The sequence below is a fragment of the Nocardia niwae NBRC 108934 = DSM 45340 genome (assembly GCF_001613465.1).
Classification (GTDB): Bacteria; Actinomycetota; Actinomycetes; order Mycobacteriales; family Mycobacteriaceae; genus Nocardia; species Nocardia niwae.
In genome coordinates, this window is record NZ_BDCK01000046.1 from 1 (window position 1) to 22,616 (window position 22,616).

Annotated in this window: 23 protein-coding genes and 1 pseudogene; 19 read left to right on the forward strand and 5 right to left on the reverse strand. The window is 68.8% G+C overall.

Going from position 1 to position 22,616, the window contains the following annotated elements; genetic code table 11:
- Nucleotides 1-77: 77 nt before the first annotated feature.
- On the reverse strand, nt 78-917 hold the full coding sequence (locus NNI01S_RS28825) for a LysR family transcriptional regulator (protein ID WP_063024061.1): 840 nt from the start codon (nt 915-917) through the stop codon (nt 78-80).
- A 105-nt stretch (nt 918-1,022) separates the two neighbouring features.
- Here NNI01S_RS28825 and NNI01S_RS28830 point away from each other — a divergent pair, with 105 nt between their 5' ends.
- The 3 genes from NNI01S_RS28830 (at nt 1,023) to NNI01S_RS28840 (ending at nt 3,721) form a co-directional block, all read left to right on the forward strand.
- Nucleotides 1,023-1,760 (forward strand): SDR family oxidoreductase, encoded by a 738-nt coding sequence (locus tag NNI01S_RS28830; protein ID WP_063023933.1) that lies wholly within the window; start codon nt 1,023-1,025, stop codon nt 1,758-1,760.
- Between the two features lie 61 nt (nt 1,761-1,821).
- On the forward strand, nt 1,822-2,745 hold the full coding sequence (locus NNI01S_RS28835; RefSeq protein WP_063023934.1) for an NADP-dependent oxidoreductase: 924 nt from the start codon (nt 1,822-1,824) through the stop codon (nt 2,743-2,745).
- Between the two features lie 487 nt (nt 2,746-3,232).
- Nucleotides 3,233-3,721: a hypothetical protein gene (locus NNI01S_RS28840; RefSeq protein ID WP_063023936.1), complete on the forward strand. Its 489-nt coding sequence runs from the start codon at nt 3,233-3,235 to the stop codon at nt 3,719-3,721.
- Nucleotides 3,722-3,757: 36 nt separating this feature from the next.
- Here the strand turns inward: NNI01S_RS28840 and NNI01S_RS28845 are convergent, their stop codons facing one another.
- Complete coding sequence (locus NNI01S_RS28845) at nt 3,758-4,621, reverse strand: alpha/beta fold hydrolase (RefSeq protein ID WP_245676407.1); 864 nt, start codon at nt 4,619-4,621, stop codon at nt 3,758-3,760.
- Between the two features lie 161 nt (nt 4,622-4,782).
- On the opposite strand from NNI01S_RS28845, the gene NNI01S_RS28850 reads away from it, so the two are divergent.
- The 3 genes from NNI01S_RS28850 (at nt 4,783) to NNI01S_RS28860 (ending at nt 7,631) form a co-directional block, all read left to right on the forward strand.
- Nucleotides 4,783-5,439, forward strand: a complete 657-nt coding sequence (locus NNI01S_RS28850) for an AAA family ATPase (RefSeq protein ID WP_063023940.1) — start codon at nt 4,783-4,785, stop codon at nt 5,437-5,439.
- Nucleotides 5,440-5,759: 320 nt separating this feature from the next.
- Nucleotides 5,760-6,176 (forward strand): hypothetical protein, encoded by a 417-nt coding sequence (locus NNI01S_RS28855; RefSeq protein WP_063023942.1) that lies wholly within the window; start codon nt 5,760-5,762, stop codon nt 6,174-6,176.
- Nucleotides 6,177-6,425: 249 nt separating this feature from the next.
- Complete coding sequence (locus NNI01S_RS28860) at nt 6,426-7,631, forward strand: glycoside hydrolase family 76 protein (RefSeq protein WP_084489376.1); 1,206 nt, start codon at nt 6,426-6,428, stop codon at nt 7,629-7,631.
- 56 nt (nt 7,632-7,687) lie between these two features.
- Here the strand turns inward: NNI01S_RS28860 and NNI01S_RS28865 are convergent, their stop codons facing one another.
- Nucleotides 7,688-8,905, reverse strand: a complete 1,218-nt coding sequence (locus NNI01S_RS28865; protein WP_063023944.1) for an erythromycin esterase family protein — start codon at nt 8,903-8,905, stop codon at nt 7,688-7,690.
- Nucleotides 8,906-9,018: 113 nt separating this feature from the next.
- On the opposite strand from NNI01S_RS28865, the gene NNI01S_RS28870 reads away from it, so the two are divergent.
- The 12 genes and pseudogenes from NNI01S_RS28870 to NNI01S_RS28930 all read left to right on the forward strand — a co-directional run bounded on the left by NNI01S_RS28870 (nt 9,019) and on the right by NNI01S_RS28930 (nt 20,229).
- Entirely contained in the window at nt 9,019-9,711 is a 693-nt protein-coding gene (locus NNI01S_RS28870) for a TioE family transcriptional regulator (RefSeq protein ID WP_063023946.1), read from the forward strand.
- A gap of 196 nt (nt 9,712-9,907) precedes the next feature.
- Nucleotides 9,908-10,951 carry a transglycosylase SLT domain-containing protein gene (locus NNI01S_RS36210; RefSeq protein ID WP_063023949.1) on the forward strand — a complete coding sequence of 348 codons (1,044 nt, stop codon included), beginning with the start codon at nt 9,908-9,910 and terminating at the stop codon, nt 10,949-10,951.
- Nucleotides 10,952-11,194: 243 nt separating this feature from the next.
- Nucleotides 11,195-12,838: a hypothetical protein gene (locus NNI01S_RS35620; RefSeq protein WP_063917712.1), complete on the forward strand. Its 1,644-nt coding sequence runs from the start codon at nt 11,195-11,197 to the stop codon at nt 12,836-12,838.
- 134 nt (nt 12,839-12,972) lie between these two features.
- Nucleotides 12,973-14,367, forward strand: a complete 1,395-nt coding sequence (locus tag NNI01S_RS28885; RefSeq protein ID WP_063023951.1) for an ATP-binding protein — start codon at nt 12,973-12,975, stop codon at nt 14,365-14,367.
- Between the two features lie 25 nt (nt 14,368-14,392).
- Nucleotides 14,393-16,342, forward strand: coding sequence for a vWA domain-containing protein (locus NNI01S_RS28890; RefSeq protein WP_218019275.1), 1,950 nt, complete (start codon nt 14,393-14,395; stop codon nt 16,340-16,342).
- Between the two features lie 53 nt (nt 16,343-16,395).
- Nucleotides 16,396-16,737: a hypothetical protein gene (locus NNI01S_RS28895; RefSeq protein WP_063917715.1), complete on the forward strand. Its 342-nt coding sequence runs from the start codon at nt 16,396-16,398 to the stop codon at nt 16,735-16,737.
- Between the two features lie 435 nt (nt 16,738-17,172).
- On the forward strand, nt 17,173-17,565 hold the full coding sequence (locus tag NNI01S_RS28900) for a hypothetical protein (RefSeq protein WP_063023955.1): 393 nt from the start codon (nt 17,173-17,175) through the stop codon (nt 17,563-17,565).
- Nucleotides 17,555-18,385: a hypothetical protein gene (locus NNI01S_RS28905; protein ID WP_063023957.1), complete on the forward strand. Its 831-nt coding sequence runs from the start codon at nt 17,555-17,557 to the stop codon at nt 18,383-18,385. Before NNI01S_RS28900 ends, NNI01S_RS28905 begins: the two co-directional genes overlap by 11 nt.
- Complete coding sequence (locus tag NNI01S_RS28910) at nt 18,382-18,858, forward strand: roadblock/LC7 domain-containing protein (protein WP_245676408.1); 477 nt, start codon at nt 18,382-18,384, stop codon at nt 18,856-18,858. Before NNI01S_RS28905 ends, NNI01S_RS28910 begins: the two co-directional genes overlap by 4 nt.
- Nucleotides 18,859-18,871: 13 nt before the next feature.
- The gene (locus NNI01S_RS28915) at nt 18,872-19,243 is read left to right on the forward strand and encodes a hypothetical protein (protein ID WP_063023959.1); all 372 of its coding nucleotides are present in this window, start codon (nt 18,872-18,874) and stop codon (nt 19,241-19,243) included.
- Nucleotides 19,244-19,284: 41 nt separating this feature from the next.
- A pseudogene (locus NNI01S_RS28920) lies at nt 19,285-19,824 on the forward strand (NADPH-dependent FMN reductase); the annotation flags it as partial.
- Nucleotides 19,825-20,010: 186 nt separating this feature from the next.
- Complete coding sequence (locus NNI01S_RS28930) at nt 20,011-20,229, forward strand: hypothetical protein (protein ID WP_157115064.1); 219 nt, start codon at nt 20,011-20,013, stop codon at nt 20,227-20,229.
- Between the two features lie 40 nt (nt 20,230-20,269).
- On the opposite strand, the gene NNI01S_RS28935 is transcribed toward NNI01S_RS28930, so the two are convergent.
- Nucleotides 20,270-21,196, reverse strand: coding sequence for a DMT family transporter (locus tag NNI01S_RS28935; RefSeq protein WP_218019276.1), 927 nt, complete (start codon nt 21,194-21,196; stop codon nt 20,270-20,272).
- A gap of 65 nt (nt 21,197-21,261) precedes the next feature.
- Here NNI01S_RS28935 and NNI01S_RS28940 point away from each other — a divergent pair, with 65 nt between their 5' ends.
- Nucleotides 21,262-22,077: an AraC family transcriptional regulator gene (locus NNI01S_RS28940; protein WP_063023967.1), complete on the forward strand. Its 816-nt coding sequence runs from the start codon at nt 21,262-21,264 to the stop codon at nt 22,075-22,077.
- A gap of 7 nt (nt 22,078-22,084) precedes the next feature.
- Here the strand turns inward: NNI01S_RS28940 and NNI01S_RS28945 are convergent, their stop codons facing one another.
- Nucleotides 22,085-22,570, reverse strand: coding sequence for a MarR family winged helix-turn-helix transcriptional regulator (locus NNI01S_RS28945; RefSeq protein ID WP_063023969.1), 486 nt, complete (start codon nt 22,568-22,570; stop codon nt 22,085-22,087).
- Nucleotides 22,571-22,616 lie beyond the last annotated feature (46 nt).

Genomic DNA, 22,616 nt, shown 5'->3' on the forward strand with positions numbered 1-22,616 from the left:
GGTCGAGTTCCGCTTCAACGTCTGAAAGAAGTAGGTCAGCGCGAGTATCGCTGCTGGTAGGTACTCCACTGCCTCGGCTAGAGGCGTGTCGCGGTGTGGACGAGGTCGGCGACGGCTTTGGATCTGCTGTGTGGTGGCCAAGCGATGACGGTCGTGACGGCGGGTGCGTCCGGCACGGGCACGACGGCATGATCGTCGCGTAGCTGGGTTCGCAGCGATTCGGGCACGACCGCGCAGGCCAGTCCGAGCGCGATCAGTTGGAATAGTTGGGTATGGTCGCGCACCTGCGGGCCGGGGCCGTCCGGATAGCTGCCATCCCGCCCGGGCCAGCGGGGCAGGGGCAGGTTCGTCAGGGTGTTGACCTCGGTCATCGACATGTGGTGCCGGTTGGCGAGGGGATGACCCGCGGGCAGGACCACGACCTGCTGTTCGGTGTGCAGATCCTCGGTGTCGAATCCGGCTGTCGTGTCGTACGGCCGGTGGAGCAGAGCAACGTCGGCACGCCCGTTGCGCAGCAGACTTTCCGGCTGGCCGGGCCCGCACAGCATCACCTCGACCGCCGCGGCGCCCGGTGCGGCGGCGTAGGCGTGCAGCAGCTTCGACAGCAGTTCGCTGGACGCTCCGGCCTTGGTGACCAGCACCACGCCGGGCTGTTCGGCCGCGGCGCGGCGGGTTCGCCGCTCGGCGGCTTCGACCGCTTCGAGCACGGTCTGGGCCTCCCGCAGCAGCACCGACCCGGCCTCGGTCAAGGCGATGGCGCGAGGGGTGCGGTGCAGGAGGGCGACTCCGAGCCGCCGTTCGAGCTGCTGGATGGCTCGCGATAGTGGTGGTTGCGCGATCGCGAGCCGTTGTGCCGCACGCCCGAAGTGCAACTCCTCGGCGACGGCGACGAAGTACCGCATCTCCCGCGTCTCCACCGGGTCATCGTATCGGGCGATGACCACGACCAATACCCGTGCGGTATCGCCGCCCACCCGATCGGTCTTGGACGCCGCACCCGGAACCGCAGCAGGATCGGCGGTGTGAGTGAACAGACCATTGCGCTGGTGACCGGCGCGAACAAGGGAATCGGTTACGAGATCGCCGCCGGCCTCGGCGCGCTCGGCTGGCGAATCGGTGTGGGCGCGCGTGATCGGCAACGCCGCGAGACCGCGGTGGAGAAGCTGCGCGCGGCCGGGATCGATGCGTTCGGTGTGCCGCTCGACGTGACCGACGATGCGGCTGTGACCGAGGCGGCCGGTTTCATCGCCGACCAGGCCGGAGGTCTGGACGTCCTGATCAATAACGCGGCAATCGTCGGCGATCATCCACAGACACCCACCACGGTGGATCCCGCGACCCTGCGGAGCGTCGTGGAAACCAACGTGATCGGGGTCATCCGGGTCACCAACGCGATGTTGCCGATGCTGCGCGATTCCGCGTCTCCGCGCATCGTGAACATGTCCAGTAGCGTCGGTTCGCTCACCCTGCAAACCACGCCCGGTCTGCCCGGTACCGAGATCGGTTCTTTCGCCATCACCGCATACCTGGCATCGAAGACGTTTCTCAACGCCGTCACGATCCAATACGTCAAAGAGCTGAGCGACACCAATATTCTGATCAACAGCGGTTGCCCGGGTTTCACCGCCACCGACCTCAACGGTTTCCGCGGCGTCCGTACACCGCAACAGGGTGCGGCCATCGCGATTCGCCTCGCGACCCTGCCCGACGACGGCCCGACCGGCGGATTCTTCGACGACGCCGGAACGGTGCCCTGGTGACGGGTGCACCGGTGGCGACCATTCCCGTTCGTCAGCCGCGCGTCGGAGGAGAAGCACGACAATGACAAAGGCAGTCAGATACGACGAGTTCGGCGGGATCGAGGTCTTGCGGGTCGACGAGGTCGACCGCCCTGTGCCCGGGGACGAGCAGGTCCTCGTGCGGGTCGAAGCGGCAGGCATCAACCCCGGTGAAGCAGCCATCCGAACCGGCGCGATGGCCGACATCTTTCCCTCGACCTTTCCGTCCGGGCAGGGCAGCGATCTCGCCGGGGTTGTCGCGGAAGTCGGCGTCGGAGCCGACCGATTCTCGGTCGGCGACGAGGTGATCGGGTTCTCCGAGAAGCGGGCCGCCCAGGCCGAGTTGGTCCTGGTCGACGTCGACAACCTCACACCCAAACCGCGCAACGTCTCATGGGAGGTGGCTGGCGGCCTGTATGTCGCCGGGGTGACTGCTTGGGGCACAGTAAATTCCGTGCGACTCGACAAGGGGGAGACCGTTGTCGTCTCCGCGGCAGCCGGAGGAGTCGGCTCGCTCGCTGTTCAGCTCGCGCGCCGTGCCGGAGCCACGGTCATCGGCCTGGCGAGCCGGCACAACCACGAGTGGCTGCGAAGCCACGGCGTGATACCGGTCGAATACGGTGACGGCGTCATCGACCGGATCAAGGCCGCCGCACCGGACGGCATCGACGCCTTCATCGACACTCACGGGGGCGGGTACGTCGAACTGGCCCTTGCTCTCGGCGTCGCGGTCGAGCGGATCGATACCATCGCCGATTTCGCAGCGGCCGCGAAGTACGGAGTCAAGACCGAACCCGGAACCAACGCCAGGCCGGGCGCCGAGGTACTCGCCGAACTGGCCGCCCTGATCGCTGAGGGACACCTCGAAGTCCCGATCGCGAACGTCTACCCGTTGACACAGGTCCGCCAGGCGTACACCGAACTCGAACGCCGACACACCCACGGCAAAATCGTGCTCGTGCCCTAACCTGGGCCCGCACAATGCAACTCGCTCCAAGAGGCAATGCTCAATCGCAGGATGAATCGCGTCGAGACTGTTCAGTCGGCGTAGAGTGCGGTTCCGGGGACAAGCCGGGACCGCCGTCGGGTGCGGCCCCGGACACCGACCTCCTGCCCGCTCCGGAGGCCGTCGGCACGACCGCGTGGTCATGACTGAATCGAGGTCGGCGCCCACGTACAGGCCGCAGCGAACTCCTCTCACGCAGTGACGTCCGGTTCACCTGACGCGGCGACGACCCGCGCCATGGCCCGCCCGGCGCGCCTGCGCGCCCACAGCGCCGTCTCCACGGCTCTGGCGCTGCACAGCGATCACGCGTTGCGCGAATTCGTGGACGCGGCCGCACCGATCGGCGCCGGTATCGGCGGGAAGTCGGTGCTGCTGGAGGTCGCCGGAACCCTGGTCTTGGTGAAGCGAGTGCCTCTTGGGCGACGAGTCCGCCGATCGTGCCTGCGCTATGGTGGAGCGAGAACTGGCCACCGGCACCGCGTTCATGAACAGCCGTGGGCTGCTGCACCTCGACGCGCACTTCGAGAACATCCTCACCGACGGTCAACGCCTCTACTTCGGCGACTACGGCCTCGCGCTCTCCTGCGAGTTCGACCTCTCACCGGCCGAAGCCGCGTTCTTCGACCAGAACCAGAGCTACGACCGCGGCTACACCGCCACCTACCTGGTGAACTGGTTGCTCACCGCTCTGTACCGGCTCCGGCGGGAGGACCGGGAGGTGCGCGCCGCGATGGTGCGCGCCATCGCCGAGGGCAAACCGCCGCAGGGCATCGGCGAGGAGGCCGCCGCACTCCTCGCCCGGCACGCGCCGATCGCCGCGGTGATGTCCGCGTTCACGCGTGCGTTCCAGCAGGAGTGCCGGAGCACCCCGTATCCGGACCAGGAGATCCGCCGCCTGCTGGGCGGTCAGGCCTCCGGGCTCGTTCAGCCCGCGTGACGGACCCGTCGACTCAGGATGCCTTCCCACCGGCGGTTACAGGGCGAGCATTGCGGCAGCGACCTGGTCGGCCGCGGTGTGTCGCAGAGCGGTACCCATGTCGTCGAGGACGAGCAGTCGCGCCCCGGGGATTTCGGCGGCGAGGACCTCGCCGTTGACGACCGGGAAGAACGGGTCGGCGCGACCGTGCACGACGAGCGTGGGTACGTCGAGTTCACCGAGCCGGTCCCGCCAGCGCGGCGCGCAATCGATCCGGGAGAACACCATTCCGAGCTGATTCGCCTGGTGCACCGCGGGATCGCTCGACGGCGTCCGGTCCCAGATTCGCGCCGCCGTCACCCGCGCCTCCTGCGGATCGTTGCCCATCGGCTCGGCCCCCTCGGCGGCGAACGCCGCGACAGCGTCCCGATCGGTCCAGTCCGGCAGCGGGCGGGAGAACAGGGCGCCCATGACCGCGGGGTCGTGGTCGGGCAGGTCCTCGTCGACCGGGCCTGGAGCCACCGGCCGGGTGCCGACGACGGTCACCGCGGAGAACGCGTCCGGGTGGTCCAGCGCGGCGACCTGAGCGACCATCCCACCGACGCCGACTCCACCGAGATGAGCGGTCTCGGCACCGAGCACATCGACCAGCGCGACCGCATCGGCGGCGAGATCCCGCAAGTCGTAGGCTGGATTCTCTGGGTCAAGAGTCGTCGACGCGCCGGAGTCACGCAGGTCGTAGCGGACCACGCGCCGCCCGCCCGCCGCGAGCCGCTCGCACAGCGTGTCGGGCCAGGACAACATCGTTGTGCCGCCGACCAGCAGGACCAGCGGATCGTCCGCGCGGCCGAAGCTCTCGATGCCCAGATCCACACCGTTCGCCCGCACCGCGGCCATGCCCGATCGAAACGGTCTCGTCATTCCTTACTCCTTTCTGCCGGTATCTCAACGGAATTGACGACAGATTCACCCGGAAGTCATCGGTGTAGCCGGGATCAGGTCCACACTCCCGCAATTGCCCCTCGAACTCGGCGGAAGGGGATGTCCTGGGCACAGTCGGCGTCGATGGATAGCTTGGTCGAATGGGTGGCGACGAACCCGAGCAGCCTCGTACCGCAGCCGCGCTGCGCGCACGACTGCGCCATATCTATTGGATCGGTGGGGGCAGCGGTGCCGGCAAATCGACAATCGCGGGCAATCTCGCCGCCCGGCACGGCTTGCGCGTGTACTCGACCGACGACGCCATGCGCGACCACGCTGCGCGCAGCACACGGGAGAACTCACCCTTGCTGAGCAGATTCGCGGCGATGAGTATGGATGAACGCTGGGTCGACCGGTCACCGGAGACGATGCTCGACACCTTCCACTGGTACCGGGGCGAAGGATTCCACTTCATCGTCGACGACCTGTTGTGTTCATCCTCCGAAACCGGTGTCATCGCCGAGGGCTTCCGCCTGTTGCCGCGTCTGGTCGCTCCACTGCTCACCGAGCGCAATCACAGCGTGTGGTTGCTCCCCTCACCCGCGTTCCGCCGGGCAGCGTTCGATAAGCGCGGCTGGGAGATCCCGGGCAAGACCGGTGATCCGGAGCGTGCTGCACGAAATCTGCTCGAACGTGATCGGTTGTTCACCAATCGTCTCCGTGCGGAGACCACCCGTCTCGGGCTTCCCGTCATCGACGTCGACACCGTATCCGAGGAGGATCTGACCAATAGGGTTGGCCAGGTACTCGGACTCTGAGCCGCAAGTGCCCGAGGTACATCCGGAACTCGGCATCACAGGGCGCTGGCCAGCGGGCAGTTTCAGGTATTGGATGTCAAGAGGGTCGAGGCCCGCTTCCACGTCTGAGCAGAGCAGCGCCTGCTGTACCAAGCCCCATTCGGTGTCCGGGTGGGGCTCAGTCGTCTCCGGCTCCGCGCTCCCGTCGGGGCCGTGTCAGAGTCCGTGTCAGGTCGGCGTCAGTGCGCTGTCAGCCGCACCGGACAGAGTATGCCCATCGAACAAAACAGACCCGGAATCCGATCCGGGCAACTGCCACAACGCATTCGAAGGAGCACACCATGTCCGCCACCGCCACCCTCACCCTGACCGACCAGGACAAGGCCACCGTCCGCTCTGCCGCCTACGGTGCGGTCTCCTTGCTCGCCGCAGCCTCCGATAGGCCCCACAAGGCCGCCACAGCCGGCTCTATCGCGTTGACGTCGGCGACGGGCAAGGTCGGGCATCTGCTGAACGCGAAGGCCAAAGACATCCACCTGACCGGCAAGACCGTCGCCGATCTCGCCGACCAGGTGCTGCCCGCCCTGACCGCCGCGGTGGCTCTGCTCGACCGCCAGGATCCCGCCGAGGCCGACAACTTCCGCACCACCGTGCTGGTCGCCCTCGAAGCCGCTGCGGCAACGAGCCGCAACGGTCAGCCCGGTCCCGTCGTCAACGAGATGACCCGCAAGGTGGCCGCGGCGCTGGCTGCCGCGTGAAAGGGCGGAGGCCACACGCTCCCGGCCGCCGAATGAACACCTGAGATCATTCGGCCCGCCGATCTTCGGGCATACCGCGCTGGCCGGTTCGGTCAGCGCGGTATGTTCGGCGCCGCCTGCGCGCGGTCACACTCGGCGGGTGACTCCTGCGGGCGGTCGGCGCCGCGCCGGAGTGGTCGTCGCGAGATAGGATCCAACTGCACGGTTTCCCGCTCGAGTAGTGATGTTCAGTAAAGGGAGTCCGAGCGGATGGATCGCCGGAACAAGGGCATCAGCCGGCGCAGTGTGCTGTTGACGGCTGCGGCCTCGATCGCAGTTACCGCGATGGCGCCGCCGACACAGGCGGTGACCATCACACGGAAAGTCTCCGTCGGCCCGGAGGAGCCCGAGAAGCGGGCCGACCTGGCGGAACAGGCGATCGTGCGGCGGCACCTTCGCACGCTCTGGGGTCAGCCGCGGATGCGTCTGGGCACGCTCGTCTGGCCCGCGTCGGTGCTGGACCAGTCGTTCCTGCGGTGGTGTTACTGGTGGCAAGCCCACCTTCTCGACTGTGCGGTGGACGCCGCGTACCGCGCCCGCACTCCAGACCGCATCGATCGGGTCGTCGCCCTCGCACGCGGTATCCGGACCCGCAACCTCACCGGCTGGACCAATCGGTACTACGACGATATGTCGTGGCTGGTGCTGGCGCTCGAACGCGCCGACCGGCTGCTCGGCGTCCGGTTCGGCGACGCTGTCGGCGAGTTGCGAGCCGACTTGATCGACGGCTGGAACCCGGTCGTCGGTGCGGTGCCCTGGCGGTCCGGCGACGAGTACTTCAACACTCCCGCGATCGGTCCGACCGGTATCGCTCTGGCCCGTCTGGGCGAGCTGTCCCGCGCCGGACAACTGGCCGATTTCCTGAACACCCGATTGCGGGACGCCGACACCGGCCTGATCCTGGACGGCGTCCATGAGCCCGGCGGACGAGTGGACCGGACCGTCCACACCTACTGCCAGGGCGTGGCCATCGGGCTGGAAACCGAGCTGGCGGTGCGCACGGGTGCGGCGAGCCATCACCGCCGCGTGGCATCCCTCGTCGCCGCAGCCGAGGACGGTCTCACGGACGCTGGGGTGATCACCGCGGCTTCCGGAGAAGACTCCGGGCTGTTCATGGGTATTCTCGCCCGGTATCTCGCGGAGGCCGCACTGTCCTTGGGCGATACGACCGCCGCGGATATCGTGCACGCTTCCGCGCGGGCGGCCTGGGAACACCGCGCCGAAGTGGACAGGCTGCCGCTGTTCGGTGTGGACTGGACCCGCCCGGTCACGGTGCCGGCGCATCCCGGAACCTTTCCTCAGCTCACGCACTCGTCCGCGGCCTCACCGGCGAACCTGAGCCGAGATCTGTCGGTCCAACTGAGCGGGTGGATGCTGCTGGAAGCGGATTACCAGCTCACCGCCGCGGGACGCTGAGCCCACGGCGGCCGGCCCTGCGGCGTGGGCCGCAGTCGCAGCCCGGTCGGCCTGCGCTACCAGTACTGATGCTGTTTTCCATCGGTGTCGGCGATGAAGATGACCGCGTCGGCGCCGTTCAGGTCGGCGGGTTCGAGCGGGATGTGGCCGGGCACGATCGGTTTGCCGGCGCCGATCGACGGGGGGAGCGCGGCCCGTAGGGCCTGTGCCGGGAACAGGGTGCGGCGGGTGGTTGCCTCGGCCAGTACGCGCTGGAGGGTGCCCGGATCGCTCTCGGGGCCGGCGTCGGTGGCCAGGAACATGTAGCGCTCGCCGAGAGCGAGCCCGACGAGCGCGCCGGCGCCGCACCAGTTCACCTCCTCCTCGCCGACCGACAGGCCGGACTGCGCATGCCGCAGGAGCGCGTTGTGCGCGAAGACGAGGGTCGGTCCGCGTCGCTGCTCCTGGGCGACGATCGCGAGCAGGTTGTCGGCCATCATCTCGGCACGGAGGCTGAGCAGGGTCGCGATGCGATCAGGTGTGGGAGCGGCCATGGCCGCGTGATAGCGCAGCAAGCCCTGGGCGGTGCGCGCGTGGGCGACGGCATGGTCGTAACCGGTCGGATCCGCGGGACGCAGGCCGGGTGCCGCGCGGCGCAGCGCGCTGGCGACGTCGTCGGCGAGGATGCGCAGGGCGCGAGCGCGATCGGAGTCGCCGATGGACGCTGCCGGGTCGAACATGGCCGCCTGGTTCGTCCAGTACTCGTCCTCGCCGAGCAGTGCGTCGAGTTCGCGGGCCGAGGCGGGCCGGAGCGGCTCGGGGAGGAAGTCGATGGCCGGGGACAGCGTGTATCGCGGACTCGGCGCACCGGAGTACTCCACCGGCGCGTCGAAACCGTGGAAGCGAACCCGATCTCGTGGCGCGCGGCCGGCATTGTGCGCGCGGAGCCATTCGACGAGTTCGCGGTTGCCCGGCACGGTGCCGAACCCGTGGCTGAATCCGGTGGCGAGCACCGTGTCGATCTCCGCCGGTGCCCCGGCCACGTAGTCGTCGACAACCGCCGCGGCGAAGACATCGGTCTCCAGCGCGATCGACCGGTACCCCCGTTCGACGAGATGACAGAGGAGTTCGTTGCGCAGCAACGGAAACGCCCCGATTCCGTGTGTCGGCTCACCGAGGGCGAGCACGGCGGGCGGCTCGGTCCGTGCGGCGAGCAGTTCATCGAGGACGTGGCCCAGGCTCGCCGGGTCGTCGAGTTGGCGGCCGAGGGCACGCGGTGATGCGGCAGTGGACATGAGGACCCCTTCCCGGAAGGCATTGACCTCGACCGTATCGTTGAAGGTTCGGGTGAAACTTTCGCAATGTCCACCTGGAATTCGGAAACCAAAGCCTCAATCGGAGGTGCGAGCTGCGGCCCATCGATCTCGCCCGCGAACACGGGTTGTCCGCACAGGCGATCCGCAATTACGACGACGCGGGCATCCTCCCGCCGACCCGGCGCAGCGAGACCGGCTACCGGCGCTACACGCCCCTGCACGCGCAGGCATTACGCGCTTTCCTCGCGTTACGCGGCGGGCACGGGCACCAGCGGGCGATGGAGATCATGCGCGCGGCCAACCGCGGCGACACCGAGTCCGTCTACCGGATCATCGACGCCGCACACGTCGCGATGCTCGCCGAACGCGACACCCGCGCCGAGGTCGCGGCAGCCTTGGGCGGCCTTTCCGCGATGCCGGTACCGCTTCGGGGCGGACCGCTGACCGTGGGGGAACTCGCGCGCCGGCTCGGCGTGCATCCAGCGACACTGCGCACCTGGGAGACTCAGGGGATCCTGCGCCCCGAACGTGAACGGGTCACGGGCTACCGCCGATACGGGCCGGACTGTGTACGCGACGCCGAGATCGCACGACAGCTGCGCCGGGGTGGCTACCGGCTGTCCCAAGTCGCGCAGTTCATCGCGTCCTTGCGCGAGGCGGGCGGAGGGGAGGCTCTGAGCGCCTTCCTCGATGCCTGGCAGGACCGGCTGACCACCCGCAGCCGCAACCTTCTCGCCGGCGCCGCCCAGCTCGATACCTACCTCGCCATGCTCGATCAGACGTAGCGGCGAGGGCCGACAGGCACGGCCGACCGACGATCTCCTGTCCTCCCAATGCCGGGAATGGGCGATTCTCCGTTGCGCGATACTCGGTGGTGTTGTAGTGGCAGGCCGCGCGTGGCCTGATGAGGGTTGTCAGGCATGAGGTGATGATGGCGGTGACCGCGAATCGGCGGCCGGCCCGGGTCGTACGGGAACTGCGATGAGCCCCGAGCGCTGGGTGGTGAAGCTCGATCCGCCCGCCGGGGTGCGCCCCTGGTTCCCGAAGTTCCTCGAGACGGTGCGAGAGGGCATTCAGACCTCCGCGGATCTGCTGGCGACCGGTACACCTTCGCAGGCTCCGGATGTGGTGAAGCTGTTGCGCGAAGAGAAGATCGTCACCGGGGACGAGGACAAGTCCGTCATGGCCGAAGGCCACGCCGACAGGGTGCGCGAATTCGGCACCATCAAGGACCTGATCCACAAGCAGGACGAGAGCGTCGACCTGTCCGCCTATGGCACCTACGACATCTCCACCGGCGCTTTCGCGACGATCAAGCAGCATGTCGAAGCTCTGCAGGTCGCCCTGCGCGACGCTCCGAAGCCGAGTCCGGGCAAGGAGTTCATCGACGCCGACCTCGAGACCAGGTTGGCGAACACCGTGGTGCAGACAGCCGACAAGGTGAGCGACGAGATCCAGAAGGCGACCGATCGGGTCCAAGTCCACGCCAACGACATCGAAGGCTCCGCTCCGTCGTACACCCCGACGTCCGCGGGCAGCAGTCCCATGCCGAGCAACTACGTGCCGAGCAACTATATGCAGCGCAGTTATTCGCCCGGTCCGGGGTTCGTGCCCGCCGCGACGACCGCCGATTACGCACGCTACCAGGGCAACACCTCGGTCGACGCCGCCATCGAGGGCGCGCTCGACGCGCTCGGCATCACCGATCCCGTGGCCCGCGAATACTGGAAGCGCGGGTACCAGGTCCTGATCGAACGCGAATCCGGCGGAAACCCCAACGCCGTCAACAACTGGGACAGCAACGCCGCCGCGGGGCGGGCGTCCAGGGGACTTACCCAGACCATCCCCAGCACCTTCCAGGGCTATCACGTGGCCGGTACGTCCAACAATATTCACGATCCGGTGGCCAACGTCGCGGCCAGTATGAACTATGTCATGGAACGGTACGACGTCTCCCGCGACGGCCACGACCTGCAAGCGAAGGTTCAGCAAGCGGATCCGAGCCGTTCGCCGAAGGGCTACTGAGCGCCGACCCCGACCGCCGGTTCGCGTTGTGGTCCGAGTTCTGTCCTGGGCGGTTCGTCCCGACGCCCCGCGGTGGCCTCTGTTCGGTCCCGTTTGCTCGTCGGGTCGAACGGATTTCGATGACGGGTTATCTTTTCGGTCTCAGCCGGATCGGTCGTCCGGTTCGGCGGAAGTGGTCGACGGCCGAGGCAGCTATGGCGCGCTGCGTCTGGAACACTCGATCGTCGGAAAGGTTCTTTGCTGATGTTCCGTCGTTTCACGACCCACGCGCCCACGGGTGCGCCGCCGGTGGATGACCTGGTGGCCGGTGCGTTGCCGGACCGGGTGCAGATCGCGCATGAGCGGTTGGCCCACCAGGATGATCCGGCACTGCTCGACGCATTGTCGGAGCGTGAGCTCGCCGCCTCCCGCGAGCTGGCCGAGCTGGTGCGCGATTACGAACGCCACGAGAAGCGGGCGCGGATTCAGGCGGCCGCCGATGCCGCCGAGCGGGTGCGGCGCACCGCCGCCGAGCTGGCCGAACGCGAGGCCGCCGACCTGCTGCGGGCTGCGCAGGCGATCGGCGAACAACGCCACAGCAGCAGCCCGCACGCGAAAGTCGCTCGCCTGCACCAGCGCAAGCCGCGCGTGCTGGGGCTGCTCGCCGGTGTGGTCGCGTTCTCGATGCTGTTCTCCGCGGTCACCGTGCAGCAGAACATCGCGCCGACCGGCGGTGCGACCAATCCCATGTTCTGGTTGTCCTACGGCCTGGAAGCGCTGATCAGCGCGGTCCTCGTCGCGCTGATGCTGTCCACCGGGGATACCGCCGAGTGGGGTGTGATCGATCGGCTGTGGCAGGTCTACACCGTCGAGGGCGTCCTGTTGACGGCCAGTATCGCTCTGAACACGTTCCCCTATTTCCGGACCGGAGATCTCGCCGGCATCGGTATCCACGCGATCGCACCGATCATGATCGGCGTCGCGCTCGTCACCCACCGGCTCGTCGCCGAGCGATACGGACGCGCGATCGAGCAAGCGACCGCCGCCGTGCCCGACCACGAAGATCTTCAGGAACGACTGGCGGCGCTCACACAGGTCGGCGGGGCCGGGAATCAGATCCTGCCGAGCATTCTCATGGAGCCGACGGCGACCGCCCGCCCCACCGACGAACCGGTGGCGACCGAACCGCCCGCACCGGCGGCGCAGGGCGCGGTCGTCCCGGGGCAAGCCGCTGCGCGGCACGAACACGGCGCCGTGGGGACGGAGCCGCAGCCCGCCGAAGCCGAGAACGTCCCGCCCGCTCCGGCGCCCGAATTCACGGAGTTGTGGTTGGCGACGACGCCGCTGCCTGCGATCGAGCGGCCCTCCGCGGTCGCCGGGAATGGTGCGGGAACCCCTGCGGGAGGCGGTGCGGACGAGGCCGTTCTCGACGCGCGGTTGGCGGCGGCGGTGCGGCAGACGCTCGACCGGATTCGGTTCAGCAAGCAGCCGGAGCCGCGCGAGCAGCCGCTGGAGCCGCCCGCCGCAGCCGCGCCCGAACCCGATGCTCCCGAAGTCGCCGAGGCGGCCGCCGAGCACGGCGCACGGGAGGCCGACGTGGCGCTTTCCGAGACGAACGCGCACGACGCGATGGCGTCGGTTATCGAGCAGGCGGTCGAGGGGCCGCAGGTCGCGGGCTCGGAGAACGCCGCGGCGCACCACGAACCGGATGTTCGCGCGCTGGAACCGATCGATGCGGGCATGGCCCAGCACTACGCACCCGGCGCGGGCGGCGACGAGCGCCCGGCACGGATGCAACAGGTCGCACCGGTCGGTGCCGCGGGCATGTCGCCGATCGGGCACGAACCCGGCGACACCGACGCGACCACATCGCGTGCGGTGGCCCAACCGCAGCTCACCATTCGCTGATCCGAGCGCCTCCCTGTTGTCGGCGCTGCCCTCGACCGCGTCGGCTCCGGGAAGGCGGTCCGGCTACCGCACTTCGCTTTCGGCGTAGGGCTTCCCGGTCGACCCGATGGCGGAATGGACGTAGCGTCGAATTCGTGAAAGTTCCCGCACACCTGCCCACCACCGCGGGCGACCTGCGTTCGGCCGGTTACCTGCCGCGTGGCGTGAAGACCGAGATCCGCGAGAACCTGCTCGCGCTGCTGAGTTCCGGCGGCGACCCGTGGCCCGGCATCGTCGGGTTCGACCGGACGGTCGTGCCGCAGCTGGAGCGCGCGCTGCTCGCTGGGCACGACGTCGTGCTGCTCGGCGAACGCGGTCAGGGCAAGACCCGGCTGCTGCGTTCCCTGGTCGGCCTGCTGGACGAATGGACGCCCGTGATCGCGGGCGCCGAACTGGGCGAACATCCGCTCGACCCGATCAGCCCGGCCGGCAGGCGACTGGCCGCGGAACTCGGCGACGACCTGCCCGTCGCATGGCGGCATCGGTCGGAGCGGTACGCCGAGAAGCTCGCCACGCCCGACACCTCCGTCGGCGACCTGATCGGTGACGTCGACCCGGTCAAGGTGGCCGAAGGGCGCAGCCTCGGCGACCCCGAGACCATCCACTTCGGGCTCGTCCCTCGCGCTCATCGCGGCATCGTGGCGATCAACGAACTGCCCGACCTGGCCGAACGCATCCAGGTCGCGCTGTTGAACGTGATGGAGGAACGCGACATCCAGGTCCGCGGCTACACTCTGCGCCTGCCGCTGGACGTGTTGCTCGTCGCCACCGCGAACCCGGAGGACTACACCAACCGCGGCCGGATCATCACGCCACTGAAGGACCGGTTCGGCGCGGAGATCCGCACCCACTACCCGCTCAGCGTGGAGGCCGAGGTGGCGCTGGTGCGTCAGGAAGCCGAGCTGGTGGCCGAGGTGGGTGATCCGCTGATCGAGGTGCTCGCTCGGTTCGTGCGGCAACTGCGCGAGTCGTCCGCGATCGACCAGCGCTCGGGGGTGTCGGCGCGCTTCGCCGTCGCCGCGGCCGAGACGGTAGCGGCGGCGGCCTTGCGCAGATCCGCGGTCACCGGGGAGAGTCCTGCCGTGGCGCGGCCCGTCGATCTGGAATCCGTGCCCGCGGTGTTGCGCGGCAAGCTGGAGTTCGAGTCCGGCGAGGAGGGGCGTGAGCAGGAACATCTCACCCATCTGCTGCGCCGCTCGTTCTCCGAGACCGCGCGGGGGCTGCTCGGCGGCCTGAACCTGCGTCCGCTGGCCGAGGCGGTCGGCGACGGCCATCTGGTCACCACCGGCGAACGAGTTCCCGGCGAGGACGTCCTCTCGGCGCTGCCGGAACTGCCCGTGCTGCACGAAGTGGCCGGACGGCTCGGCGTGGACGCGGCCGACCCGGCGCCCCGGATCGCCGCTGCCGTCGAGTTCGCTTTGGAAGCGCTCTACCTGGCCCGGCAGATCGCGAAGGATTCCGACGACGGTCTGGCGGTGTACGGCCGATGACCTCCGCTGTTCCCGGCAGGGCATCGTGACGACCCCCGATCGCTACTCCTACGGTCCCTATCACGACGGTCCCGATCCGTTGGCGCCCCCACTCGACCTGCGGGAAGCGCTGGACAGCATCGGCCGTGACGTGATGGAGGGCAGTTCGCCGCGCAACGCTCTGCAGGAGCTGTTGCGGCGTGGCACCCGAGCCATGCCGGGGCTGGAGGAGTTGACTCGCCGCTTGTGGCAGCGCCGCGCGGAGATCGCCCGCAACCACCGGCTCGACGGCACGTTGCAGCAGGTCCGGGAATTGCTGGAAGAGGCATTGGAGGCCGAGCGCGGCGCCCTGTTCCCCGACCCCTCCGACGACGCCAGGTTCGCCGAAGCGCAGCTGGACGCATTGCCGTCGAGCACGGCCGCCGCCGTCACCGAACTCGCCGAGTACGCCTGGCGATCGCAGACCGGCCGCGAGAACTACCAGAAGATCCGTGACCTGCTCGGCCGCGAGCTGCTGGAATCGCGCTTCCAAGGCATGAAAGAGGCCTTGCGGAACACCACTCCCCAGGACGTCGAGCGGGTCCGGCGGATGATGTCCGACCTGAACGACCTGCTGGACGCCCACGCCAGGGGCGAGAACACCGAGCGGCGTTTCGCCGAGTTCATGGCCGAGCACGGCGAATTCTTTCCGGAGAACCCGCGCGACACCGAGGAATTGATCGACGCCCTGGCCGCCCGCGCCGCCGCCGCGCAACGCATGATGAATTCGATGTCCGAGCAGCAGCGCGCGGAGCTGTCGGAGTTGATCGGCCAGGCGTTCGGCGATCCGGGCATCGCCCAGCAGGTCGCCGCGCTGGATGCGAATCTGCGCGCGCTGCGTCCCGGCGAGGACTGGAACTCCCGGCAGCGGTTCCGCGGCGAGGATCCGCTCGGGCTCGGCGAAGGCGCGCAGGCCCTGCAGGACCTCGCCGAACTCGACGCGCTCGCGGAACAACTCGGCCAGTCCTATGCGGGCGCCCGGCTGGAGGACATCGATCTGGACGCGCTGGCCCGCCAGCTCGGCGCGGACGCGAGCGTGGACGCGGCTCGTCTGGCCGAACTGGAGCGCGAATTGCGCAGGCAGGGCATCTTCGAACGGGCCGAGGACGGCGCACTGCGGTTGACGCCCAAGGCTTTGCGGCGGCTCGGCGAGGCGGCGTTGCGAGATGTGGTCGGGCGCTTGCGGTCCCGGCGTGGTGAACGGGACACGGCCTTGGCCGGTGCGGCGGGCGAGCCGACCGGCGGTTCCCGGCCCTGGCGATTCGGCGATACGGAGCCGTGGGATGTGTCGCGCACCGTGCGCAACGCCGTCCTGCGCTCGGCGTCGGCAGGCGCTCGCCGGGTGCGGCTGGACGTCGCCGATGTCGAGATCATGGAGACCGAGCAGCGGTCCAGGGCCGCGGTGGCGCTGTGCGTGGACACATCCTGGTCCATGGTGCAGGACGGCAGGTGGGTGCCGATGAAGCGCACCGCCCTCGCGCTGCACCACTTGATCGGCACGAGATTCCGCTCCGACGCGCTGAGCGTGATCACTTTCGGCAGGCACGCGAAGACCGTCGACATCGGTGAACTGACCGGGCTGGAAGGCGTCTGGGAACAGGGCACCAATCTGCACCACGCGCTGCTGCTGGCGGCCGCGCACCTGCGCAGGCATCCGGACGCGGTGCCGGTCGTGCTCGTCGTCACCGACGGTGAGCCGACCGCCCACTTGGAGCCGGACGGGGAGACGTACTTCAACTGGCCGCCCGCGCAGCGCACGCTGGCCGTGACGATGGCCCAGGTGGACGCCTTGGCCAAGCTGGGCGCGTCGGTGACGGTGTTCATGCTCGGCGAGGACCCGCGGCTGGCCGCGTTCGTCGACCTGATAGCCCGCCGCAGCGGCGGCCGCGTGGTGGCGCCCGATCTGGACGGTCTCGGCGTCGCCGTGGTGAGCGACTACCTGCGCGGCAGGGGCTGAACGCCGGGGCCGTGAAGGCGCCCGGCCGACGTTGCGGGCCCTACACTGAGCGGGTGGTTTTTCGTCGGCTCGTCGCAGTGTCCCTGTTCGCCTTGGTGACTCCGCTGGGGGTGGCTGCCTGCACGGCGGAGGGTCCCGGTTCGAAGACCGATTGCGCCGTGAGCGGCTGCACCGTGACGTTCGCCCGGGGTGTGGACGCCAAAGCGAGCATTCTGGGCATCGAAGCGAAACTGCTTTCCGTGAACGGCAATCTGGTCACGCTGTCGGTGGGTGGTCAGGAAGTCACGGTCCCGGTGGGGGAGACGCAGTCCGCCGAGGGGAGCACCGTCACGGTGCAGGAGGTGACCGGCGACAAGGTCGTGGTGAAGATCGCCACCGGCCTCACCGGCGGCTGAGTTTCGTCATCCGGTGCCGCGCCCACCGAAGCGGCATATCTCCGATCTTGTAATTGCTGCGGGATCACTACTGAGCGCGCGAATCTCGCGAACACCGTCTGTCGCCGTGCGCAGTGCACGGCGGGTATGTCCCTGCGGCCGTGCCGTTTGCGCGGTGCACGGTCGTGCGTGTGCCGTCGCACGCGTGTCGGGTAAGTGGCACGCGAGCAGTCGACCGGCCGTATCGAGGATTTATTGTGGCCGGCTCAGCGTGTCGAAAACGGAAACCGAAAGGTATTGAATACCAACAGGTATTGAATACCGAAAGGTATTTACTTCGTCCTGCCAGGGAAGATGCTTTTTACCGGAAATTTCTCCACGATTTGCTGTACAGCGCACCGTGCCCGTGTGTAGCGTCTGGAACCCGTAAACCCCTCACATGACAAGTGGTGGCGCGTGATCGGTATCGACGGCTGTCTGCAACGCATCATGGATATTCCCGGTGCGCGCAGTGTGACGCTGGTGGACGGCGCGAGCGGTCTGGCGATCGCCGCGGACGGCAGGCACGACCTGGTGGATGAGCACGAAGATGCCGCTGCCACAACGGATGTCGTGCGCACGGTGCTGGCCTGCCCGGCCTTGTCCAGCGGCGGCGACGGTGACGACGTCACCGAGATCATCGTCTGCGGGACCCGCGGATATCACCTGCTGAACCTGGTGAACGGCGACTTCGACGGGCGGCTTTTCGTGCACGTGCTGTTCGACGAGGACGCGGGAAATCTCGCGATGGCGCGATTCCGGCTGCGCGGAATTCTCGACGAATTGGCCGAGGACGCGCATGAGTCCTGAACTCGCGATCGAATTGCGACGGCTGGAGAAGGAAGGAAGCACAGGCGTGCTGCACGCCGGCGACGGTGCGTTTCATCTCGCCGAAGGCGCGATAGTTTCCGCGGACTGCCGTCGCACTACGGGGCTGGACCGGTTGGTCGTCGAGGCGGGCGTGGCGACCGCCGAGGACTGGCGGCGCGCCGATGCGGGGGATCCCGGCCGGGTGCTGGGGCGGCCACGGCTGGAAACCCTGGCGATGCTGTCGGTTTTCGATGCCGCCTACTTCCTGCTGGCCTCGCCCGCCGTCCCGGAGTTCCGCCCGGCCCCGCCGCACTGGCTGGCCCCGGTCTGCCACATCACGCCCCGGGCTCTCGTGCAGGAGTGCGCGCGGCGCGGCGATCCCGAGTCCGGGCCATGGCCCGCCGACCTGGTCGATCGCGTCCCCGTGGTGCCGGTGCGCCGGGTGCGGCGCCGGCGCCTGGTGCTCACCGGCGGACAGGCCGAGGTGCTGGCCGCCGCCGACGCCCATCGCAGCGTGGCGGGGATCGGCCGTGAACTCGGCCGCACCACCTACGGATGTCTGGTGGCGGTGCGGGATCTGACCGCGGCGGGGCTGATCCAGCCACCCGCCGGGGTGGCGATCCCCGTGGCGGCTGGGCCGCCCGCGCTCGTGTCTGCGGTCGCCGAACCCCCGGCGGTCGCTCCTGTGGCCGCCGCACCGGGCCGGCTCCCCCGGCGCCGGGGCAGGCATTCGGCCCCGCCTGCCCCGGCCGAACGTTTGGAGCCGCCGGACCGGGACCTGCTCGTCCGCCTGCAAGCGGCTTTGGAGGAGCTCGCGTGACCGCGCGGAAGAAACTGCTCGGCGATTTGATGGGAAGGTTGACCAAGGTGGGGATGTCCGGACCCGAACCGAACGCGGCGGTGCTCACCGAGCTGAAAGCGCTGCGCGATCGCGTCCCGCGGCTGACCGGCGCGCTCGTGGCCTCCAACGACGGGCTGCTCGTCGCTCATGATCTACCCCCGCAGATCGAGCCCAACGGGATGGCCGCCATGGCGGCCTCGCAACTGTCGCTGTCCCACCGGCTGGCCACCACCGCGCATGGCGGCGGATTCAGCGAGGTGGTGGTGCGCGGCACCGGAGGGCACGTGGTCATCTACGCGGCCGGCTGGACCTCGCTGACCGTCCTGGCCGCCCCCGAGGTGAACATCGGCCGGCTGCACCTGGAATCCCGTCCGGCGGCCCGTGCGATCGCCGACTTGCTGACGCCGGTGGCAACCGACGCGGAAAGCCGACAGGCAACGAAAACCCACTGAAAGGAACAGGTATATGTCCAATATGGATCTGGCGCTCAAAGACATGATGGTGATCGACGGCGCGATCGGCGCCGCCGTGGTCGATTACAACAGCGGCATGGCGCTGGGCATGCTCGGCAGTTCCAAGTCGCTGGATCTCCAGGTCGCGGGCGCGGGCAACACCGAGGTGGTGCGCGCCAAACTGCGGACGATGGACCAGTTGGGACTCAAGGAGGACATCGAGGACATCCTCATCACGTTGTCCGGGCAGTACCACATCATCCGGCCGATGACAGGTCGCAAGTCCAAGGGCCTGTTCCTGTATCTCGCGCTGGACCGGGGGCGGGCGAATCTGGCGATGGCCCGGCACCGCCTGCGGGGGATCGAAGAGGATCTGGAGGTCTGATCGGCGCGAGCCGATTTGACCTGAACTAGGTTCAGGTTCGACGGCCCGTCCGCTTCGCCCCCACCGTCGCCGAGTGGTTCGCCACACACGCCGACCGGCGCGACGACGTCACCGTCGACATCGTCGATCTGGCTGAAACGCCCCTGCTGGAACATCTTTCTCACCATCCCGCGCCGGAGGCGGCGCAGGCGCTGGCAGCCGTCGGTCCCCGGCCGGCCGCGGCGGACGCCTTCGTCGTGGTGACACCCGAGTACAACCACAGCCATCCGGCGTCGGTCAAGAACGCCATCGACTGGCACTACACCGAATGGCGGGCCGAGCCGGTCGGATTCGTCTCCTCCGGCGGGATATCCGGCGGTTTGCGTGCTGTGGAGCACCTCAGGCACGTCTTCGCCGAACTGCACGCGGTGAGCGTGCGCGACACGGTGAGCTTCCACGACGCGGGCAGGCAGTTCGACGCGGCGGGACAGCCGGCGGATCCCGAGATGCCGGCCGTCGCGGCCGATAAACTGCTCGGCCAATTGGTCTGGTGGGGCCGGGCCCTCCGCTCGGCCCGCGCCGAGCATCCCTATCCCGCATAGCGCTTCCCGGTCCGCTGTGCTGCCAGCGTGCCGGATACCTCGGCGCGACGGCGCCGGTCGGCCGAGTCGATGACCCGGCCGACCGGCGGGCCCGATCTGCGCACCGGAGCGCGACCGTGAGGGTTGAATTCGGCGGTTTCATCGTGGCATCCGGCGTACGCTGTGCGGCGACGAAAGGACTCCACGATGCGAAAAATGCTCGCGGCGTTGGTGATCGCCGGTTCGTTCATGGCAGCGGGAACGACAATCGCGCAAGCGAATCCGCCGTCGCAGCCGCCTACTCCGCTGTGCCTGGTGGTCGGCGGAGCCATCTGGGTGGTGCGCAACAGCATCGACCCGTACGGCCTGTCGCAGGATCCGCTAGCGGTCGCGTTGCGGAACGCGCATCGGCAGATCTGCGGCTAGCTTCCGTCGCCCGATGCGGCTCTCGCATGGCAGCAGCAGCCTAACGCCGTGATCCCGGGGAGAGAGGCAAATCCCGGGCATCAGGTTCGATCGGTGCAGGCGTGACCGCCCTGGGCTTGCCGTCGCGAGTGTTGAGCCACGCTCCGGCGAACATCAGTGCGGCGCCGAGGGCTTGGACCGGGGCGATGGATTCGCCGAGCAGCAGCCACGCGCAGGCGAGACCGAAAGCGGGGACCAGGAACATGGCGGAGGCGGCGGTCGCCGGGCCCACCTCGCCGACCGCGCGATAGTAGAGAACGTACGCGAGCGCGGTCGGCAGGACGCCGAGATATGCCTGGTTGAGCCAGAATTCGGCGCCGAGCTCGGACCAGGCCACGTCGGTCAGGCGTGGCGCCGCGACAACGCCGAGCGCCAAAGCGCCGATGGCCGTGGCGTATACCGTCACCGTAGGCGCCGCCAGCCGGGCGAGCACGGGAGCGCCGAGCATGGTGTAGCACGCCCAGCACGCCGCCGCGCCCAGGAAGACGAGGTCGCCCAGCAGGCGATCTCCGCCGCCGGAGGGGATGCCGAGGAAGAAGACCGCACCGCCGCCGACTGCCAGAGCGAGCCCGAGGGCTCGAGCAGCGGAAAGGCGGGCACGGGTCAGCACCGTCGTGACGGCGACGGTGATGACCGGGGCCGCCATCGGCACGATCACGCTGCCGTCCGCCGCGGGCGCCAGGGCGAGAGCGAGGAAGAACAGGACGTTGTAGCCGAAGACGCCGATCAGTCCGAGCGCCGCCACCCGCCCGGAATCCCGCACCGCGAGCCTGGGCAGGCGCAGCACGGCGAGCAGGACGGCGGCGCCGAGGAAGAAGCGGAGAAACCCGGCCACCTCGTGCGGCACTTCCCGGATCGCGAGTTTGGAGGACGCGAACGCGCTACCCCACAACGCCATGACGACAACGAGCAACAATCGGATACGCACGAACCCGATCCTGCTGCGGAGCGGCCCCGAGGTCTTGAACGCTGGTGCGGGCGCACAATGGGGTGATGGCCGACGGTGAGTGGGTGCGGTACCGGCGAATGCCGAACCGCCCGGTGGAGTTGATGCACGCGCACTTCGAACGGCACGTCTACCACGCGCACAGTCACGAGACGTATTCGTTCGGCTGCACCGAGTTCGGGGCGCAGAGCTTCGATTGCCGCGGCGCCGCGCGGACCAGCGCGGCGGGCATGGTGATGGCCTTCAACCCGGACGAGCCGCACAACGGCCACAGCAGCACCGAGGCGGGTTTCACCTACTCCATCGTGCACATCGGCACCGAGCTGGTCACCGATCTGCTGTCCGACCAGGCCGGTCGTCCGGCCGGGTTGCCGCTGTTCACCGAGCCGGTGCTACGCGACCCGGTGCTCACCGCGGCGCTGCGCCGGCTCAGCGCCGCCCTGACCGGCCCGGCCACCGAACTGGCCGCCGACGAGGCGCTGGCCGCTTCCGTCGCGGCGTTGGCGCGGCGTGCGGCGCGCCGTTCCCTCGTGCGCTCGACGGCCGAGCCGGGCGCCGCGATCGCCCACCGTGTCCGCGCCGTGCTCGACGACCGCTATCTCGGTCCGCTCTCGATGGACGATTTGGTCGAGGCCAGCGGCGCCAGCCGCTTCGCCTTGTACCGAGCTTTCCGCGCGAACTACGGTCTCGCGCCGAGCGACTATCAGCGTCTGCTGCGGCTGCGCGCGGCTCGCCGGTTGATCGCGGCGGGCCGGCCGGTCGCGGAGGCGGCTTCGGCGGCCGGTTTCGCCGACCAAGCGCATCTCACCCGCTGGTTCCGCCGGTGCTACGGCATCACTCCCGGCGTCTACTCCGCCGCGTGACCGTTCGTCACGCCGGTTCCGGCGGGCGCGGCCAAGGATTCTGCTCCTTGTCTTCGACCGACTGATTGAAGCGCTCGATGAGCTTGCCTAGTAGGTCGACGTCGGCCTCGGTCCAGTCGGCCACCACCGCGCCGATGCCCTGCCTGCTCTGCATACGGTCGGCGGCCAGTGATTCCAGGCCTTTCGCGCTGGCGCGGACCTTGCGGGCGATGCCACCGTCGGGATCGGGCACCCGGTCGACCAACCCTTGCTTGAGCATGGCTCCGACTTGGCGGTTGATGGTGGAAATGTCCAGTTGGAATGCTTCGGACAACTCGCGCAGGCTCAGCGGGTAGTCCAGTTCCAGCCTGGTCAAGATCAGGTACGCCGAGCGGTCGAGCCGGAAACCGGGACGCCGCAGCAATGCGGCGGGGAAGTGCCTGGACAGCAGTGACAGTTCGAAGGTGAGGCGCTGCAGCGCCGCGCTGTCGTCGCCGGGGCCGGAATCGGACATACCTCACTATGTCGCGCGGATCACGTCGATACCAAATTGTGCAGCA

What these genes read in the sequence shown, in the direction of transcription:
- NNI01S_RS28835 (WP_063023934.1), top strand. Translation starts at nt 1,822, where the DNA reads ATGACAAAGGCAGTCAGATACGACGAGTTCGGCGGGATCGAGGTCTTG.
- NNI01S_RS28840 (WP_063023936.1), top strand. Translation starts at nt 3,233, where the DNA reads ATGGTGGAGCGAGAACTGGCCACCGGCACCGCGTTCATGAACAGCCGT.
- NNI01S_RS28845 (WP_245676407.1), bottom strand. Translation starts at nt 4,621, where the DNA reads ATGACGAGACCGTTTCGATCGGGCATGGCCGCGGTGCGGGCGAACGGT.
- NNI01S_RS28850 (WP_063023940.1), top strand. Translation starts at nt 4,783, where the DNA reads ATGGGTGGCGACGAACCCGAGCAGCCTCGTACCGCAGCCGCGCTGCGC.
- NNI01S_RS28855 (WP_063023942.1), top strand. Translation starts at nt 5,760, where the DNA reads ATGTCCGCCACCGCCACCCTCACCCTGACCGACCAGGACAAGGCCACC.
- NNI01S_RS28860 (WP_084489376.1), top strand. Translation starts at nt 6,426, where the DNA reads ATGGATCGCCGGAACAAGGGCATCAGCCGGCGCAGTGTGCTGTTGACG.
- NNI01S_RS28865 (WP_063023944.1), bottom strand. Translation starts at nt 8,905, where the DNA reads ATGTCCACTGCCGCATCACCGCGTGCCCTCGGCCGCCAACTCGACGAC.
- NNI01S_RS36210 (WP_063023949.1), top strand. Translation starts at nt 9,908, where the DNA reads ATGAGCCCCGAGCGCTGGGTGGTGAAGCTCGATCCGCCCGCCGGGGTG.
- NNI01S_RS35620 (WP_063917712.1), top strand. Translation starts at nt 11,195, where the DNA reads ATGTTCCGTCGTTTCACGACCCACGCGCCCACGGGTGCGCCGCCGGTG.
- NNI01S_RS28905 (WP_063023957.1), top strand. Translation starts at nt 17,555, where the DNA reads ATGAGTCCTGAACTCGCGATCGAATTGCGACGGCTGGAGAAGGAAGGA.
- NNI01S_RS28915 (WP_063023959.1), top strand. Translation starts at nt 18,872, where the DNA reads ATGTCCAATATGGATCTGGCGCTCAAAGACATGATGGTGATCGACGGC.
- NNI01S_RS28930 (WP_157115064.1), top strand. Translation starts at nt 20,011, where the DNA reads ATGCGAAAAATGCTCGCGGCGTTGGTGATCGCCGGTTCGTTCATGGCA.
- NNI01S_RS28940 (WP_063023967.1), top strand. Translation starts at nt 21,262, where the DNA reads ATGGCCGACGGTGAGTGGGTGCGGTACCGGCGAATGCCGAACCGCCCG.
- NNI01S_RS28945 (WP_063023969.1), bottom strand. Translation starts at nt 22,570, where the DNA reads ATGTCCGATTCCGGCCCCGGCGACGACAGCGCGGCGCTGCAGCGCCTC.